The organism is Nocardia sichangensis (genome assembly GCF_047200615.1).
Lineage (GTDB): Bacteria > Actinomycetota > Actinomycetes > Mycobacteriales > Mycobacteriaceae > Nocardia > Nocardia sichangensis.
This window is the reverse complement of record NZ_JBJZOK010000039.1, coordinates 39924-58141: the sequence shown is the minus strand read 5'-3', so window position 1 is coordinate 58141 and position 18218 is coordinate 39924. Positions and strand designations below refer to the sequence as shown.

The window sequence follows — 18218 nt, the reverse complement described above, 5'->3', positions numbered from 1 at the left end:
AGTCTTCAACCGGAAGCGACAATCTCGGCACCACCGAGTGCTCAATCGTCGTCTTCGAGGCAGTCAGCCTCGTTGCGATCTGCGGCAGCATCAGCACGCTCCGCGAACCCCGATGTCGCTGTCGGCGATGAAGGGTCCCGCTCAGCGGCGGCGCCGATACGATCGGCTGATTCCCGGTCCATCCATTCCTTGCCCATGACGGGTCTCCAATCATGAAGAGGGAGCCCGCCCCGCGGCGCGATGCGGAATGACCGTTGGTCGAGCCCCAGGGCGTGGCAAACTACCGGCGGCCGTTACCTGGGGTCGATGGAAGCCAGCGGTCTACGGCGGGATTGCCGCCCGCTGGAAACGCCCACCCGGCAGAAGCGGGCGAACGGGCACGTCACAGTTCAACCGTGTTTCGAGGAGCGCCGACCGTCTAGCGCACCTTGCCCGAGAAGACGCTGCTGACACCCGGTTGAGCCTCTTGCCAGCTTCCCGTCCTTCCAGCATCGCCTCAGTGCGATCGTCTGGGCAAGTCCATACGACGAGCAGACCGCGTGCCACAGTGGCCACGCCAGACCGCACGCATCCCTGCTCCACCTGAACCAACATCTATGTCGTGTGGTCGATGGCGTTCTCGAGCCAGCCCAGCAGCGTCGTGGTGGCGGCGGTGGTGTAGCCGGTGGCGTGGACCCCGCTGGCGGCGAATCCAGCGGCGTCGCTGCCCTGCTGGGCCAGCGCGGCGCCGGTGGCCGGTGGGGTGGTGGCGGTGTAGGTCTGGGCCAGCGACCCGACCCGGGTCCCGGTGAACGCTTGTGCGGTGGCTGCGAGGAGGTCGGTGGCGACCGGGGCGAATCCGGTCAACGCGGCCAGTGTGGCGAGAGGGTCACCGGCGGCCAGTGCCTGCACGGCGGTCCAGGCGATCTCCTGGGCGCGCCCGATGTCGGCGGCGATCCGCGCGATGTCCAGGCCCGCGAGCATGCCGACGATCTGAGCGGCGACCCCGACCCATCCGGAGGTATCCAGCGGCGCGGCCAACGCCAACACATGAGCCACCAGCCGCAGGTCGATGCCGGCGGCCATGCGCACGACCGGGGCGAACTGGTTGTTGAGGTCCCCGGCGAGCCGGTGCAGGCCGGGGATGTCGCCGGTGCCGACGAGGGCGGGCAGCTGGGCGAGATCGCCCGCGATGGCGGGCACGTTCGTGGCGAACTCGGCCAGCCCGCCCAGCACCGTGATCACCTGTGCGAGTACCTGAGAAGGATCCAGACCTCCGATCGAGACCCCGGTCGAGGCCGGTGGGGTCCCGCCCGCGCCGGTGGTGGGGGCCGATGCCGATGTCGAGCTGGGGACCTGCGCCGAGGTGGCCGGGGCCGGGGCGGGAGACGGCGGGGCCCCGGCCGAGTCGGGGACCGAAGCCACGGCGTGGCCGACCGCGGCGAGGACCGGTGAGGTCTCGGGTGTGGTCGAGCAGTAGAGGTCGCCTTCGGCGCAGAGGGTGCGGACGCGGTCGGTGAGGTCGCCGAAGCCCAGCGGGCGGGGACCGGCGATGCCTCGTCCGGGCACCGAGTTCCCGAGTTGGGTGGTGGCCGGGTCGCGGTGGGGGTCGGAGACGAGTCCGACCGCCACGACCCTCGAGGCGGGGATGGGGCCTCGATGGTTGCCGATGGCGGTGGCGAGGTCGCCGGCGATATCGGCGCCCTGGGAGTAGCCGACAAGCACCACGCGCGTGGTCGAGCACAAACCCGCGAGGGTGGCGGTGAGCGTCTGCGCACCGTGTGTTTGAGAGGTGGTGTCGGGCGCGACGTCGGCGCTGTAGGCGAGGGTGCGCACGTCGATATTGCTGCCGTAGCGAGCGGCCAGGCCCTGCACGATAGGAGCGAGCATCCCGACCGGGCGGGTAGGGTCGGCGGCCGGTGCGGTGTCCCACGTGCCCGGCACCAGCAGCGCGGTCCAGCGCGGGCAGGACGCGGCGGCGGGGGCCGCGGTCGGGTCTGCGGCGGCGACACCGGCCCCGACGCCGGTCGCGGTAGCGACGGCGGCACACAACAGCGCGCGGACGATGTGGCGGCGGGGGCGGATGATCCGGTGGCGGATGCGCATGGTGGTTCTCCTGTCGGTGTCGGTTCGGAACAGGCGTCGTGGTGGCGCTACGGTGAGTCACGCGAATCATGTTGTGCGGGTGAGTTGATCGCGGCGGGTCGGGTCGCGCCGTAGTAGTCGTCGCCGGGATAGCGGTAGGCGCTGACCTGGACGGGCTGTCCGAAGGTCGGCGCGTGGACCATGCGTCCGCCTCCGAGGTAGAGGCCGACGTGGTGCACGTTGTTGTCGGCGGCGCCGTAGAAGACGAGATCGCCGGGGATGAGCTGATTTTCGGGGATGTGGGGGCCGGTGTGGATCTGGTCGTAGGTGGTGCGGGGCAGAGTGATTCCGGCCGCGCGGTAGGCGGCCTGGGTGAGCCCGGAGCAGTCCCAGCCGCCGTTGACTTCGGGGCCGTTGCCGCCCCACACGTAGGCGACCCCGAGCTGGGCGCAGGCGAAGGAGATCGCCTGCGCGGCGGCGGGACTCGCGGCTTGGATGGTGTGGCAGTCACCGCTGCCGGAGGGGGCGGTGGCGCGGTAGCGGGCAGCTTGGTCGAGTACCTGCTCGACGTACCAGTCGGCGTGGTTGTAGGCGAAGATCGCCGCACGCAGATCAGCGGGGGCGCCGGAGTCGCAGAGGTAGTGGGCGGCGGCGTGGATGGCGTCGCTGGGGTTGTAGCGCGAGGGCGGGCTCGCCCCGCCCACAGGCAAGGGGTGCCGGGACACCACGGCCTCGAAGGTCGGGGCCAGGAACTGCATCGGCCCGGCGGCCCCAGCCGAGTTCTCCCCGGACCGCACACCCGGCAGGGGTGAGCGGCCGTGGTCGGTCTCGATCTTGCCGATCGCGGCGAGCACCGACCAGTCCAGGCCGGGACAATCCCCGGCGGCCTGTTGGTAGAGCACCAGCAGATCGGGCGGAATGTCCTCTCCCGCTTGCGGGCTGGGGGTGCTGCCCGCAGCCGCCGAGGGTGCGGGGGCCAGTAGCGGCTGGTCGTAGACGATGACGGTGGCGACCACGGCGGCGATCACGACGACGCAGAACACCACCGCAGCACCACCCGCACCGAGCGCTTTGACCAGCATCGCCTTTTCACCAGCCCTGGACTGTCGGCGGTCGGGGTGGTGGTGGCGCGAGCATGACCTGCCCGCCGAGGGCGGTCGTGGTCGGCTCGGCGTCGATATCGCTGCTGGGTGGGGTGCGGCGGGGCCAGACGGCGGCCAGCTCGCGCAGGTGCAGACGGCTCGCGCGGGTGGCATCGAGGGGTAGCCACACCCGGTCGGCGGGGCTGGGATCGGTGGAGGGGGCGAGGAGTTCGGCGGCGGCGGTGGCGACCGGCACCGCGCCCGGGTCGGGCAGCCGCTCCCAGCTCTTGCGCACCGTGTCGCGAGCGTTGGTCTCCCGCGCGGTGGTCGGTACCCAGAACAGGACGGGGGTGATGACGCCGGTGGTGCGGGCCAGCTCGCCGTAGCCGTGCAGCTTCGCCGCGACACGCCTCAGGGCGGTGGTGGCGAGGTCGTATTCCAGGAAGAAGTCAAAGACGGTGCCGGTGTGGGTGTAGCGGCCGAAGGCGTCGGGGCGGGCAAGGTCACCCCACAGTCGCTGGCAGCGGGTCTGCGACCACCACGCCGTCACCCGCCCGCCCGGGTCGTGGGCGGTGGTGAGGGTGGTGAACCATTCGTTGACGCCGAGGGTGTGGGTCAGGTGCAGGCTGTGGGCGACCGCAAGGGCCTGCTGGTGGTTGTATCCGAGATCGCGCACGCTGGCGGCGGCTTCCGCGGCGAGCACGGCGGCTCCTGCTGGTGCGAGTACCCAGTGGGAGGGGGCGCTGCCGCGGGGGCGCAGGGGCCGGAACCGGTCCAGGACTCGGTAGTGGTGCAGGATCGCCAGGCGGCGTCGGGCGATCTTGGGGGTGGGGAAGGCCAGCTCGGCGAGCTGGTTGGTGGTCAGAACGCGATGCTCGTGCAGCATTCGCAGGATCCAGCGGTCACGGCCGGTCAACGGCGGCACCAGCGGGACCTTCTCCGATCCCGAGGGCCGGGATCGGGCGGGGTGCGGCGCGCGCAGGTCGGCTTGCCGATCGGGGTGGGTGATCATCAGCGAGGGGAGCCTTTCGAGGAGACGAGGACACGGGCAGCGGTGTCTCCGGCGCGCGCCGTCCTCGGCTGTGGGGGCTAGATCAGCCGGGGGTCACCTGTGCCGGGTGCCGGGCCGCTGGCGACGGCGGGTTTGCCGCCGGGCGCGGGGGTGTCGGGTGGTGTGGACAGGCGGGTGCGGGCGGCGGCGGCGATCTCGCGGGCACGACCGGGGGTCGGCGGCGGCAACGGCCGGGTGGTGAGGGTGAACGGGCGGGCGTTCTGTCCATCGACCAGCAGCCGGGCGGCGGCGTGGAAGGCGTCGAGGTGGGTCAGGTCGTGTTCGGACAGCCAGGGGTCGGTGTGGCGGGCGAGATCGCGGGCATCGTCGGGAGACACCGCGAAGATGATCTTGTTGCGGGCGTTGGCGGAGATACCGTCGCGCAACTCGCGGGTGAGCTGGCCGAGGTTCTGATGCGCGAGCAGCAGTGACAGGCGTAATCCGCGGGCTTCGGCGAGCATGTCCTCGACGGGGGTGGACAGGTTCAAGAAGTTCTGCGCCTCGTCCAACACCAAAGCCGCGTCGGGGCGGTCGGCGGCGGGGACGCGGGCGCGGGCGGTGACGGCCTGCCAGGTCCGTGCGACAAGTAGTGAGCCGACCAGGCGGCTGGTCTCCTCCCCGAGTGAGCCTTTCGGCAACCTCGCCAGGCAGATTCCGCCCTGGTCGAGGATGTCGGTGAACTCGATGGTGGAGGGTCCGCCCGCGATGGCGGCGCGCACGAACGGCCGCAGCAGGAACGCGCGCAGTTTGTTCAGTAGCGGCCCGATGAGTTGGGCGCGGCCGGTGTCGCTGAGTTGTTCGTAGCTGTCCCAGAATCCGCGCAGGACGGGGTCGGGGGTGGTGCGGGTGACCCGCTGGCGGAAGGCGGGTTCGGTGAGTAGGCGGGGCAGGTCGGCGAGGGTGGCGGTGCCGGGTTGGGCGCACAGGGTGAGCAGGCTCGCGCGCATGATGTCGTCGGTGCGCGGCCCCCACCATTGGTGGAAGATCCGGTGGAACACCGTGACGAGGTTGTCCACCGCCAAATCCAGTCCCGCCCGCCCGATCCGGCCGATGTCGAGCGGGTTCACGCACGGCGGCGGCGCGGTGGAGTCGGCGTCGAACAGCACGACCCGGTCACCGAGGCGCGACGGCAGCCGCGACAGCACATCGGTGACGAGGTCGCCTTTTGGGTCGATGACGATCACCCCGCGCCCGGCGTCGGCGTCATCGAGGATCAGCCGCGCCAGCAGTGTCGACTTGCCGACGCCGGTGGGGCCGAGGATGTGCAGGTGGTGGCGGGCGTCGGAGACCTTGACCGCGACCGGTCGGCGGCCACCGGTATCGGCGAGGCCGAGGGGTTTGGTGTGCGGGCCGCCGGTGGGGATCTGCGGTGCTGGGGTGAGGGCGCGGGCTCCGGCGCGTTGCAGGCCGGGTAGCCCGTCGTCGGTGGGCAAGTGCGCGATCGTGGCGAGTTCGGGGACTGACAACACGTCCCCGCGCTCGAGTCGCCGCTCGGCTATCAGCAGTGCGAGCCGGAGGCGGCGGCGTCGCCGGTAGTAGTTGTGGTCGGTGCAGGCCCCGAACACTGTCGCGAGAGCGTCCGCGCGTCCGCGTGCCACCGCCCGCGCCTCGCCACGGCCTCGGTCGCCGGGCACCGGTATCGATACCGCGTAGCGCACGACGGTCTCCCAGTGCGCGCCTCGCGCCTTGGTGGCCGCCGCTCGGGCGGCGGCGGTGTACTCCATCGTTGTTTGCCGGTCTCCCGACGCCGCGCCCGTGCCGTTGGTGCGGGCGGGCCGGGTGAGGGGTTCTGGCGTGATCAGGTTCAGCACCTCGCGCGCCAGCGCCGTCACCACCCCGGCCGGTGCCCCCGCCGACCTGGCAGTCGCGGCGTTGCGGGTGGCGCGGGCGACGCGGCGGCCGGTGACCGGGCGGGCGAGGATCTGCACGCACGCGGCCTGGCCGGGAGCGAGGTCGTCGGCGGCGGTGATCAGATCCCGCACCAGATCGCCGCTGTAATCGGTGCGCAGCGGCAGACCTTCGCGGCGGCCCAGCCGCAACTCACCGCCCGCCATGATCCGCCGGGTGCCGTCCAAGGCGTCTGGTAGCGGAGACCGGGCAGGCCGGGTGGTGTCGGTGTGCGCGCCGGGCCAGGCCGAGGCGACCGCGCGTTCGATCAATCCGGGCGGAACGGTACCGGGGACCCAGAGGCGGATCGCGGCTCCGTCCTCGGGAGTCACGGTGTACTCGAACCCCAGATGCGGCTGCCCGAACAGCAGCCGCGCCCACGCCGGGCGCAGCTGCCCGATCAGGTGCGACCAGAACGCGAGCGCGCCCTTCGCGTCGAGGACGGGTGGGGTGAGCAGAGTGACCTGGCGAGCCTGGGCGCGCAGCCGGCGGCCTCGCCGCCGCACCAGTGCCCGCGCCGCGGCGAGCACACCGGCCACTCCCAGCGCCACCACGAGGGTGGCCGGGGAAACCAGGCTGTGTCCGATCGTCGCGGCGATATCGCGCAGCGTCGCGCCGGGCGCGAGCAGCGCCCGGCCCAGCCACCCCTGCTCAGGGCTCGCGGTGGTGTTCACGCCGCCACCTGCCCCAGCACAGTGGCGGTGGTGGGCGTGCCCCAGAACGGGGCAGCGCCGTACTGGAGCTGGCCGCGAGTGCCCCGCTGTTCGGCCGAGGCCGAGGCGGTCAGCGGCTTGCGGAGAACGACGACATCTTCGTGCGCGATGAGGTGCATCGGCAGCCCGGCCGCGCGCTGTTTGACGATGAAGTCGCGTTGGAAGAAACTGCTGCGCGCGACAAGGTCACCCTCCGACAGCCGCCCCAACAGGGCGACGCAGCGCTCGACCGGGACGAGCCCGGCGAGGGTGCCGCAGGTGATCAGGTGCGCGGGCAGGTTCACCAGCTCGGCGTGCTGCCGCCACGGCCGGGCGGTGATCACCACATGCCCGCCCGGAGCGAGGTATTCGGCGGCTCCGGTGAGGATGCGGGTGAACCCCGACAGGAGGCGGCCGAGCCCGACGTTGGCGAGGTTGCCGCGATCGAGGATCGCGCCGTAGCGGTGGTTGTATTTGTGGACGCCTTCCCCGGCGCGGACCCGGACGTGGCCGTGGGTGGAGTCGCCGTAGGGCGGGGAGGTGATCACCAGGTCCACCCGGCCACGCACCTCCTCTGGGAGAAGGGTGGGGAGTTTGCGGGCGTCGCCGTTGTAGACGGCGGCATCGAGGTCGATACCGGCGTCGCGGGCGAGCCCGATGTTGGTGCGCGCCAGTTCGGCCCACCTGCTCTCGTACTCGACACCTACTGCGCGGCGGCCGGTGTGGAGGGCTTCGACGAGTGTGGTGCCGATCCCGCACATGGGGTCCAGCACGAGGTCCCCGGGGCGGGTGTAGGCGGCGACGGCGTGCTGCACGATCGCGGGGAACATCTTCGCCGGGTGCTTGACGCTGTCGGGGTGATACCGGCCCCGCCGCTGCACTGCAGGCGCGGTCTGGGCGGTGGCCCACACCGACACCGGGACGGCGGCGGGACCGGTCGGGGTCGCGGTGCCGGAGTCGACAGTGCCGGTGGTGTCGGTGTCGGTGGTGGAGTCGAGTGTCATCGAGTGTCTTTCGCGATATCGGTCGGTCGGTGGTCGTTGCGCGGGCATGGCGGGAGGAGTCACCGCGGCGAGGCGGACTCGTCGGAGCGGGGCTGGAGGAACGCGAACACGTCGGTGTGCGCGACCACATGCCGAGCGGCGCCCGAGTCGGGCGCGGCGGCGGGCAATGTCGCGGTGATGGTGGTGCCGGTGACGGGCACGGCGATGATGTGCTGGAGGTAGAGCAGATCGGCGGCCTGAGCGGCGGCCACGACCGCACCGGCCGGATCGATCAGCACCCCGTCGCGGCTGTGGCGGCAGCGCCCGAGCACGACCAGCAACCCGCCTGCCGCCAACCGCTCCACCGCGAGCGCGGCGAGGTGTTCGGCGGCGGCTACCGGGTCGAGGTGATCGGCCAGCAAACTCGCCACGACCAGATCCATCGGCTCATCCGCAGCGGTGCGTGGGGTGGGGTCGTCCTCGCCGTGGCGGCCCAGCGCAGCCACCGCCGCCATCGCCGCCGCCGTGTCCGGCTCGATCACCCGTAGCTCGCCGCGACTGGCGGGAGCGGGCCAGCCGATCAACAACACCCGGTCCCCGGGCGCGGAGAACTCCCGCACCGCGCGGGACAGGATCGGTTCGGGCCAGTGGTCGCCGGGATCGAGGGTCTGGGCTCCGGCGGCCCACAGGGTCGAGGGGACCGCTACCGGAGCCGCCGCGCGGGTGGCGGCGGTGACGGACCGGGATGGACGCTGACGAGATGTCGCGGTCATGGGGTGTGCTCCTGACGGTGGGAGAAAGATGTATCTACTGAAGTAATCCCGCCGAAAACCCCATTTTTGGACACCCGATACCGATATTTCTTCGCGCGAGTTTTTCGCGGCTTCGCAATCAGCTATCGGCACCGCTGTTACGAAAGCGGGTAGCGCCCTCGTGTTCGGTTGGAAAGAATATTTTTTCCGTTGCATCCGAAGAGTTGCCACAGCCGATACCCAACCACCCCCAAAACGCCCCCAAACCACCCCGGTACATACACAACCCCTGGTAGTAGGTGCCGCGCGTGAGGGTGTGACTGGCCGGGCGACGGTGGTGTGCCAGAGGGTTACTTACCCGAGTGGGGGTGCCGTGGGTGTGGTTCTAATGTGTCACGGGGGTGTTTTAGATGTGTTCTGGGGGTGTTTTGGGGGTGGGTCTCCGGTGTCCTTGTCGGGTCGGAATCTTTCGCGTTTTCCACCGAGCAGGAGTAGATGGTGACGGAATCGAAGTACGGGAATTCATCACAGCCGATCGTGGCGGTGGGCTCGCCCTTATCGGTGGCGTCCTCGGCATTCGAACGTATTGCCGCGCAGGAATTGCCCGCCGATCCGCGCCCGGTACCGCAACCGGTCCCGTGGAGGCGGGTGCAGTCGTGGAGGGGGTTACGCGAGCTGCTGTGGCAGCCCGGCGTGACGACCGTTCGAGTCGACCAGATCTGGGTGTGGCTGATCGAGCGGTCCCGCGCATACGGCGGGGACGCGACCCTGGTGTGCGCGAGCCTGGCGTATCCGATGCTCGCGGGCACGGCCGGATTGTTCGCCGCCCCCGCCAGCCCCAAGCGCCATGACATCGAGTCCGAGGTACTGACCGGGTTTCTCACCCACCTCGGGTGCGTCGAGCTGGATCAGCCGGGCGTGTGGCATCGACTGCGGTGGGCGAGCTACCGCGCCGCGATCAGGGCTGTCCGTCAACAGGACGTGCTCACCGAGGCGGTCGCCGACCACGACGACCTCGATCTGATCGCGAAGTACGGCCGGGTGATGGTGAGCGAGCCAGGTCACCCCGAGACCGTTCTCGCCCTGGCCGTCGCCGACGGGGTCCTCACCGCCGGGGCCGCCGAGCTGATCGCCCTCACCCGGTGGGAGCACCGCCCGCTGAACTGCCTGGCCGCCGAACGCGGCGACTCGCACTGGGCGTTGCGCAAACGACGCCAGCGCGCCGAAGCGCGGCTCGTGGCATGGCTGGCCGAGCGCGCCCGCGACACCGCAGCCGCCACCACCGAAACCCGCGTCCTGGACACGCTGCCCACCCACAACCACCCCACCGCCACCGCCGACACGGACGCGACGCACGGGGATCGGCGGGCAGCCACCCACCGCACACGAACACCAAAGCCCCGCGCGATCGAGCAGACCTCGCACACACCGGCCCGCCCCGACACCGACGACCAGGAGGTGCGCTCATGCGCATGAACCGACTCTTCGACACAGCCACAACACCGCAGCGCCGGGCGCGCGTTGTTCGCGTTCGGCGGTGGGCGACGCTCGCGGCGACCGCCTGCACCATCGCCGTCGTCCTGGTGGCGGCGGCCGGGTCGGCGGCGGCCACACCACCGGGGCCGCCGGTGCTGGCGATCGCGTCCTCGCTGGACCAGGTGCTCGACAACCTGCGCAACTGGCTGATCGGCATCCTCGCCGCCCTGGCAACGGTGTGCCTCACCGTCGCGGGAGCCCGCTACCTCATCGGCGCGGGCGACCCGGCCGAGATGGAGAAGGCCAAAAGCGCTTTCCGCGCGGCCTGCCTCGGGTACGCGCTGGCGATGCTGGCTCCGGTCATCGTCACCGTCCTCAAATCCATCGTCGGAGCCTGACCGTGAACGCCCCGGTCCCCACCCGCGCCGCGCCCGCCTGCGGGCGACGGGCACAGCGCACGGGCCACGCCGTCGCGGCCACGGTGGCGGTGGTGCTCGCCGCGGTACTGCTCATCTTCACCGGCATCGTGAGCGCCGCCGCGCAACCGTCGACGCCGCCTGTGCCGGTGCCCTCGGCTCCGACGACACCCGCACCCGCCACACCGGCTCCGACCTCGGCGGTGCCACCGTCACGCTGGGTCACGCCTCCACCCGCCACCCCGGCATCGCCCACTCCAGGTGTTCCCGACTCGACGGTCCCCACCCCGGCCACGCCGGGGGCGGGGGCGGGTGAGTGCGGGGTGAGCAACATCTCCGGGTGCGTAGCGAAAGCTATCGACGGGTTCTTCCAGCGGCTGGTCGATTCCGCGCTCAACCCGCTGCTGGACCTGCTGTCACGCACCCTGCTCACCACTCCCGAACCGGGCGAGCTGCCGCAGGTGGGAGCACTGTGGTCGCAGTCGTGGCAGTTGGTGGCCGCGATGTATGTGCTGGTGGTGATGGCGGCCGGGGTGCTGCTGATGGTGCGCGAGACCCTGCAGACCCGGTGGTCGATCCGCGAGCTGGCACCACGACTGGCGGTGGGGTTCATCGCCGGAGCGATGAGCATGGTCATCGCCACCACCGCGATCGGGTTCGCCAACGCCCTCGCCCAAGCCCTCGCCGGCCACGGCGTCGACTCCGATTCGGCGGCAGCGGCGTTGACCGAGTTGACCGCGACCGGCGGCACCCAGAGCGGAGTCTTCGCGCTGCTGTTGATGGTCGCGCTGATGGTGATGCTGGTCGTGCTGCTGGTCGCCTACGTGGTGCGCGTCGCGGTCACCGTCCTGCTCATCGTCGCCGCCCCTTTGGCGTTGATGTGCCACGGGCTGCCGGGCACCGAGGCGGTGGCGCGGTGGTGGTGGCACTCGTTCGCTGCCTGTTTGGCGATCCAGGTGGTGCAGTCACTGACGTTGGTAACGGTGCTGCGAGTGTTCCTCACCCCTGGCGGGTGGGAGTTCTTCGGCCCCAACGCAGACGGCATCGTGGACCTGATCGTGGCACTCGCGCTGATGGGCGTGCTGATCAAGACTCCGTTCTGGCTGCTATCGGTTCTCAAGATCGGGCACGGCCGCAGCCTCGTCGGCTCGATCGCGCGCAGCTACGTCGTCTACAAAACCTTCGGCCTGCTCAAAGGCGGCGGGCACACACCCGGCGGGGCGCGTGCGGCTGCGGCCACACCCCGCCAGCCACGACCACCCCGGCGGCGGGCCGCTGTGACCGGGCCACCCGACCCCTACAGCCGGGTACGCGCCACCCGCGACGGCCAGCTGATGCTGCCCCTGGAAGGCGTGCGCCGGGTCCGGCGGCCACCGAACCCGAACGACGCCGCGCACCCCGACGCGACGAGCACCGCCTCGGCTCGTGCGGTCCGCGCTCCGCGCGGCAGGCAACTCGCCTTCGACTTCACCCCGCCCGACCCTTACCGGGGGATCCGTCCCGGGCGCGACGGTCAGTACCCGTTGCCGATCCCCGTTGCCCGCGTGAAACCCATGCCCTCGCCCGAACCACCTCGCGCACCGACGCGGGTGTCGGTGCCGCGAGCCCGCCGACCCGAGCAACTCGCCTTCGATTTCGCGCCACCGCCACCACCGGCCGACCCCTACGAGCGGCTCCGGCCGACGCGCAGCGGTCAGTACCCGCTGCCGTTCCCGGTGACCCGCGTGAAACCCGCACCGCCGCCGCGCATACCACCGCAACCGCCCCCGCCGCCGGTGCGTTCGGCCGGGCGGCAATTGCATCTGCCGTTGCCCGACCTGCCCGTGCGCCGCCGCGCCCCCCGCGCTCCCCGAGGAGGAAAGCTTCGATGACCACGACCGTGCGAATCCCCGCCGATGTCGAACGCAGCGACCGGCTACTCGGCCCGTTCACCGCCCGCCAACTCGCCATCCTCGCCACCACCGCCCTGCTGTTGTACGCGGCATGGATCGCCACCCGGGCCGTGGTCGCCCCGCTGGTGTACCTGGCCGTGGTCGCCCCGATCGCCGCCGTGGTGACCGTCGCGATCCTCACCCGCCGCGACGGACTGCCCGCCGACCTACTGTTGGTAGCCGCGATCCGACACCGCCTCCGGTCACGTCACCTCGTGGCCGAATCCGAGACAGGTGTGCTCGCGGCGCCGAGGTGGGTCACCGACCGCGCCACCCGAGGTCGGCCTCGACCACCGGTTCCGGCGGCGTTGTCGGCGCGGGAGTTGCGGCTACCGCAGTCGATCACCCCCAGTGGTGGCGGTGTCGGAGTTATCCACCTGGGGGAAGACGGGCTGGCTGTCGTCGCGGTCGCGGGCACCCTCAACCTTGCTCTGCGCACCCCGGCCGAACAAGACAGCCTCGTCGGGCAACTCGCGGGCTGGCTGCACACCCTGCGCCAACCCGTCCAGATCCTCATCCGCTCAGCCCGCCTGGACCTGTCCGCGCACCTCGCGTCCCTGCACACCGCCGCACTCGACATGTCCCCGGACCTGGCTGCCGCCGCCCACGACCACGCCGCGCACCTCGCCGAGCTGGCGGCCGGGGAACACCTCACCCGCCGCCAAGTCCTGTTGATTTGGAGAGAACCCCTCGACAACCCCGCCGCCGCGACCTCACCCGGACGACGACTGCTCGGACGAAGCCGGACTCGCCGCGGCTCGTCGGCCGCCGCGCGTCGTGGAGCCGAGTCGCGCCTGCTGCGCCGCATGACCGAGGCCGCCGACGTCCTCGCACCACTGGGGATCACAGTCACCGCCCTCGATGACATCCAGGCCACCGCTGTCCTGACCGCCTGCGCCAACCCCGAAACACTCGTCTCGGCCACCGCCGACACCACACCCCGCGACGCCATCATCACCACCACCGCATTCGCCGACACCGATCGCGACTCCTTCCCCAAGGACCCCTTCGCCCGCCAGAGCGGGGCGAGCTACGCGCCGGAAGCATTGACGATCGGCACCCGCCACCTCGAAATCGGTGGCGATTGGGTGGCGACTGTCGCGGTCACCGGATACCCGCGAGAAGTGACCGCCGGGTGGCTCGCGCCGCTGCTGTCGCATCCCGGCCGCGTCGAAGTCGCCGTGCACATCGACCCCGTCGACCCGGCCACCGCCGCCACCCGGCTGCGCCACCAACTCGCGCGGTTGGAGTCCTCCCGGATGCACGACGCCAGCCGGGGCCGCCTGTCCGACCCACAGGTCGATGTCGCGGTCGAGGACGCCGCCGACCTCTCGGCGCGGGTGGCGCGTGCGGAGGCCCGGTTGTTCCGGGTCGGGGTGTACCTCACCGTGCACGCCGACACAGAAGTCGAGCTGGCCGACGAGGTCGCCGCCGTGCGGGCGCTGGCGGCGAGCCTGCTCGTGGACACCTGCACGCTGTCCTATCGCGCCGCCCAAGCCTGGACCACCACCCTGCCCCTCGGGCTCGACCTGATCCGCGTGCGGCGCACCTTCGACACCACCGCGCTCGCCGCGGCGTTCCCCTTCGACTCCCCGCAACTGCCGGTACCCGACCCGGCCCAGGCCACACGCCCGGAAGGTGTGCTCTACGGCCGCGACGCCGCCTCGGGGCTGTTGTTCGTGGATCGATTTGCCCCCGAGGCCCACAACCACAACATGGTCGTCCTCGGCCGCAGCGGGGCGGGCAAGTCCTACCTGGTCAAAACCGAAATCCTGCGCTCGCTGTATCGCGGTATTGAACAGGTCGTCATCGACCCCGAAGACGAATACCGCCGTCTCGCTACGGCGGTCGGCGGCACCCACATCCGACTCGGTACCGGCGGGGGACGGCTCAATCCGTTCGACCTGGAAATCCACACCCGCCCTGATGGTCGCCGCACTGCCCCCGCCGACGCCCTCACACGACGGAAACTGTTCCTGCACACCCTCGTCGCGGTCCTGCTCGGCGACCAAACCCCTGCCCAACGGGCGGCATTGGACACCGCTCTCGCCGCGACCTATGCCGCTGCCGGGATCACCGACGACCCCGCCACTTGGACGAGGCCCGCCCCGACCCTGAGCCGATTGCGGGACGAGCTAGCTCGCCTTGCTACACCGGCCGCTGAGGAGTTGGCTGCCGCCCTGCATCCCTATGTCGGTGGCGGCGCATATGCGGATTTGGTGGACGGGCCGACCACCACCGACCCCGAGGGCGGACTGATCGTGTTCTCCCTACGCGAGCTGCCCGAGGAGCTGAAGACGATCGGGACCCTGCTCGTGCTGGACGCGACCTGGCGGCGCGTGTCGAGCCCGGCGAATCGGCGGCCCCGCATGATCACCGTGGACGAGGCGTGGCTGCTCATGCGCCAACCCGCCGCCGCCGAGTTCCTGTTCCGGGCCGCGAAGAGTTTCCGCAAACACTGGGCCGGACTCACCGTCGCCACCCAGGACAGCGCCGATGTCCTGTCCACCGAACTGGGGCGCGCGATCGTCTCCAACGCCGCCACCCAGATCCTGCTGCGTCAGGCACCCCAGGCCATCGATGAGGTCGCCGCCGCGTTCCGGCTCTCCGAGGGCGAACAACAGTTCCTGCTCTGCGCGGCGCGCGGCAGCGGCCTGCTTGCTGTCGGGGGCACCGACCGGGCGGTGTTCGGGTCGCTGGCCTCACCCACCGAAAACGCGCTGATCACCACCGACCCTGGCGAACTCGTCACCACCGCCGATACCGGCGATACCGACATCGACCTCGACCGTTTGCCGCCGCTGGCCCCACTCACCGAACCCGGCGACACGGAGGCCGGGACCGCAGACCTCGCCGACGGCAGCGGGGCAGAGATAGCTCTCGACGGGCGGGCGGCATAGGCCCATGCGCTGCCACACGAGCATCTCTGGATGCCCACACCCCAACGCCGCCGCCGGGGCCGAACCCGGTTGTCGCGCCCGCCGCCCCAACACGCGTCTACCGCCGTTTGCGGGGCGGCCGGATGCCCCGGGGTGCCCGGCCCGGGATCGGCGGTGCTAGTGCCCAACGCGAGTCTCGCCGAACATCCCGCAGGCACCCCCATTTCACCTGCGCCGCCTCACCGACCTCCTCCAGCACCGCCCGCCCGTCTCCCGAGATAGGAACCCCGATGCCCGATCACGAACCCACCACCCCCGCCGACAGCACCGCACCCCCCAACCGGCGCGACGACTGGCTCACCACCGCCGAACTGGCGCAGGAATACAAGCTCAACATCGGCACCCTGCGCTACTGGCGGCACATCGGCTACGGCCCCGCCTCCTTCGCTCTCGGCCGCAAGATCTTCTACCGGCGCACCGACGTCCAGGCATGGATCGCCGAACAGGAACACCGGACCCGGCGCGGCGGCACCACCACCGGCGACTAGTTCGACTCCAGAATGAAAGATAAGTTTCTAGAAAGAAATGGTAGTGTGTGGTCCCGTGGAACAACGCAACGAGCAGGACCGGTCGCTCGAAGACTTCGAGGACATGACCGTCGAACAGCGCAAGGAGGTGGCTCGGCAGATCTCGGCCGAACGGAAGAACCGCAACATCACCCAGGAAGACCTGGCACGCCTGGCCGGGGTGCCAGCCAAGACCATCAGCAATCTGGAGACCGGCCGGACACCGCAAGCGGCGACACTGCTCAAACTCACCCGAGCGCTCGACAACAACCCGCGCGGCAAGCCCGACGACACCAGCGCGTTGCGGATGTTCACCGATGTGACGGCACCGATGTATCTGCAACTGTCCGAGCAGGGCCGCGCACAGGCCCTGCGCGAGATCGTGCTTCTCCTCGGCGCGGCACTCGACCACGAACGCGGCGGACAACCCTAGAAAACAAGTCGGCCCCCGCCGGTTTGCCCCGCTGTTAGCAGCAGCGGGCGACGGAGGCCAACACCACTACACCCACTCGAAGGAATAGAGGCATGGTTCAGAGTAGACGTGGCCGCCCGGAACTGGACCCGGGCACTGTCCCCGAACCGAACGTGAAACCGCACCCCACCCTGCCGGGTGTGTGGACGGCATCGGGACGGCCCCGCGATTGGAACGGCAACTACAACCGCATCACCCGCTCATCCCCGCCGGAGACCGACAGCCGGGGCCGCGCCAAACCGGACCGGACCGGCGAACGCGCCCGCCGCGCCTTCCTCGATGCCGCACAAGAGTGGATCGACTCCTCGGTCACCCTCGCCAGCGCACTGACCAAACGCTCCACCCTCGCCCAAGCGTGGGCCGCGTACAAAGACGATCTGCGCACACGCGGACGGCTCGAGGAGACGATCAACAACTACGAACCGATGATGCGTGACACCATCATCCCCAAATACGGACGCCGCGAGATCGGCCTGATCAACACCGCCGTCATCGAAGACATGCTCGGCCACGTAGCCCGGATGCGCGGCGGCAGCGCCCCGCGCATCCTGAAAGAGAACATCCTGTCGGGGATGTTCCGCTTCTGCATCCGCGTCGGCGCGCTCCCACCCGGCAACCCGGTCCGCGAAGCGCTGCTGCCGAAACCGGGCAACTTCTCCCGCCGCCGTGGCGGTGCCGCATTCATCGACTCCGACACCGTTGCGCGCATCCTGATCGACGTCTACACCTCCGACGCACCGTGCCCCACCCTCGACAAGCGGGGAGGCAAACGGGCGCGCAAACACCGGGTGCCCACCGTCGCGGAGTTCTGTGAGTCCTACGATCTCGCCGATTGGGTGCTGTTCGTCGCTGCGACCGGATGGCGGCTGGGCCAGACACTGGGCGTGTGTGAGTCCGACATCGACTTCGATACCGGGATCGTCACCCCACGCGGCGCAATCCGCAACCGCGACGGCTCGGCCGAAGTATGGACCGACTACACCGCACACGACGCCGAAGACCTGAACCAGGACAAGTTCATCACCAAATCCGTCCAGCTCCCGCGTGTGGTGCTCGACATGCTTGCCGCCCGGATACGCCGATTGAAGAAGGTTCGGTTGGCGTTGCCGCCGCCCCCGGAAGATGCGGACTGGCCCGAAGACCTGTTGTTCTTCGATCTGGACGACGGCGGGCCACGCAACCTCAAAAGCATGAGCCGACGCTGGCGGCGACTGGCCGCCGCACTCGGGCTGCCCGACGCGGTCACACCCCACAGCTTGCGCAAACACCTCGGCACCGAAGGCATCTCGGCCGGACTCGACGTGACCAAGGTCGCCGACCAGCTCGGCAACACCTCCCGCGTGCTGCGCAAATCGTACGTGCGACGACACCAGCCACACGCCGACGTGACCGCACTCATCGGCGACAAGCTCAGCCCCGCCTTGAACGAGGTAGCACGCCGCCGCTCCGGCTAGTCGAGCAGCGTGGTGTGCCTAGCCTCGGCAGAGACTAGTTTCTGTGTTCGTGGTGACGGGGTAGCTGGCTGATGCTGGAGTCGGCTGCCGATGGGGCTGAACGCCATCCGGCGGCGATAAGTATCCCCGTCACCATGACCACAACCAGGGCCATCAACCCGCCGACGGTGGTGACCGCCGCAAGGGTCTGCGCCGCAGGCGGGTCCTGGGCCATCGCCCCGTGGTAGAGCATCAGCGCGCTGGCCGTCAACGGCCCGGCCGCGGCCAGGACGGGAATGAGTGAAAGCAATCCCAGAGTGACCGCCGTCTGCGGTGCCAGGGTTCGTGGGGTTGATCGTGCCCGGCGCACCCGATGCCGTCCCCGCCCGGTGTGGTTCACAGTCCGGTCCATCTCGCACCTCCTCCGACAGCAGGTGTGTCGCAGGTTGTTTCGGACGCGATGCCGGAGACGACGCTATCGGCTCGACGGGCAGGCGGACAAGGATCGTGCCGAACCGATACGGATCGTTCGGC

The 18218-nt window shown here is 70.4% G+C and carries 14 protein-coding genes; 7 read left to right on the top strand and 7 right to left on the bottom strand.

All coding sequences use genetic code 11. The features are described 5' to 3' along the window. Positions 1 to 594: 594 nt before the first annotated feature. From ACL03I_RS35125 to ACL03I_RS35100, 6 genes are all read right to left on the bottom strand, one after another. Positions 595 to 2085, bottom strand: a complete 1491-nt coding sequence (locus ACL03I_RS35125; protein ID WP_412808113.1) for a cutinase family protein — start codon at positions 2083 to 2085, stop codon at positions 595 to 597. A 47-nt stretch (positions 2086 to 2132) separates the two neighbouring features. Continuing rightward, on the bottom strand, positions 2133 to 3146 hold the full coding sequence (locus ACL03I_RS35120; protein WP_412808112.1) for a C40 family peptidase: 1014 nt from the start codon (positions 3144 to 3146) through the stop codon (positions 2133 to 2135). A gap of 7 nt (positions 3147 to 3153) precedes the next feature. Then, positions 3154 to 4158: a replication-relaxation family protein gene (locus ACL03I_RS35115; protein ID WP_412808111.1), complete on the bottom strand. Its 1005-nt coding sequence runs from the start codon at positions 4156 to 4158 to the stop codon at positions 3154 to 3156. A 77-nt stretch (positions 4159 to 4235) separates the two neighbouring features. Continuing rightward, entirely contained in the window at positions 4236 to 6758 is a 2523-nt protein-coding gene (locus tag ACL03I_RS35110; RefSeq protein WP_412808110.1) for a type IV secretory system conjugative DNA transfer family protein, read from the bottom strand. After that, entirely contained in the window at positions 6755 to 7780 is a 1026-nt protein-coding gene (locus ACL03I_RS35105) for a TRM11 family SAM-dependent methyltransferase (RefSeq protein ID WP_412808109.1), read from the bottom strand. The genes ACL03I_RS35110 and ACL03I_RS35105 overlap by 4 nt, the downstream gene beginning before the upstream one ends. A gap of 59 nt (positions 7781 to 7839) precedes the next feature. Then, positions 7840 to 8532, bottom strand: coding sequence for a hypothetical protein (locus ACL03I_RS35100; protein WP_412808108.1), 693 nt, complete (start codon positions 8530 to 8532; stop codon positions 7840 to 7842). Positions 8533 to 9204: 672 nt separating this feature from the next. Here ACL03I_RS35100 and ACL03I_RS35095 point away from each other — a divergent pair. The 7 genes from ACL03I_RS35095 to ACL03I_RS35065 all read left to right on the top strand — a co-directional run bounded on the left by ACL03I_RS35095 (position 9205) and on the right by ACL03I_RS35065 (position 17705). Then, entirely contained in the window at positions 9205 to 9987 is a 783-nt protein-coding gene (locus ACL03I_RS35095) for a hypothetical protein (RefSeq protein WP_280477828.1), read from the top strand. Next, the gene (locus tag ACL03I_RS35090) at positions 9984 to 10385 is read left to right on the top strand and encodes a pilin (protein WP_412808107.1); all 402 of its coding nucleotides are present in this window, start codon (positions 9984 to 9986) and stop codon (positions 10383 to 10385) included. The genes ACL03I_RS35095 and ACL03I_RS35090 overlap by 4 nt, the downstream gene beginning before the upstream one ends. 2 nt (positions 10386 to 10387) lie before the next feature. Continuing rightward, positions 10388 to 12274, top strand: coding sequence for a hypothetical protein (locus ACL03I_RS35085; RefSeq protein ID WP_280477826.1), 1887 nt, complete (start codon positions 10388 to 10390; stop codon positions 12272 to 12274). Then, positions 12271 to 15234, top strand: coding sequence for a TraG/VirB4 family ATPase (locus tag ACL03I_RS35080; protein WP_412808106.1), 2964 nt, complete (start codon positions 12271 to 12273; stop codon positions 15232 to 15234). Before ACL03I_RS35085 ends, ACL03I_RS35080 begins: the two co-directional genes overlap by 4 nt. A gap of 269 nt (positions 15235 to 15503) precedes the next feature. Next, positions 15504 to 15761 (top strand): helix-turn-helix domain-containing protein, encoded by a 258-nt coding sequence (locus ACL03I_RS35075; RefSeq protein ID WP_412808105.1) that lies wholly within the window; start codon positions 15504 to 15506, stop codon positions 15759 to 15761. A gap of 55 nt (positions 15762 to 15816) precedes the next feature. Continuing rightward, positions 15817 to 16212: a helix-turn-helix domain-containing protein gene (locus ACL03I_RS35070; protein WP_412808104.1), complete on the top strand. Its 396-nt coding sequence runs from the start codon at positions 15817 to 15819 to the stop codon at positions 16210 to 16212. Positions 16213 to 16304: 92 nt separating this feature from the next. Further along, entirely contained in the window at positions 16305 to 17705 is a 1401-nt protein-coding gene (locus ACL03I_RS35065) for a site-specific integrase (protein WP_412808103.1), read from the top strand. Between the two features lie 34 nt (positions 17706 to 17739). On the opposite strand, the gene ACL03I_RS35060 is transcribed toward ACL03I_RS35065, so the two are convergent. Continuing rightward, entirely contained in the window at positions 17740 to 18096 is a 357-nt protein-coding gene (locus ACL03I_RS35060) for a hypothetical protein (RefSeq protein WP_412808102.1), read from the bottom strand. Positions 18097 to 18218: the final 122 nt, after the last annotated feature.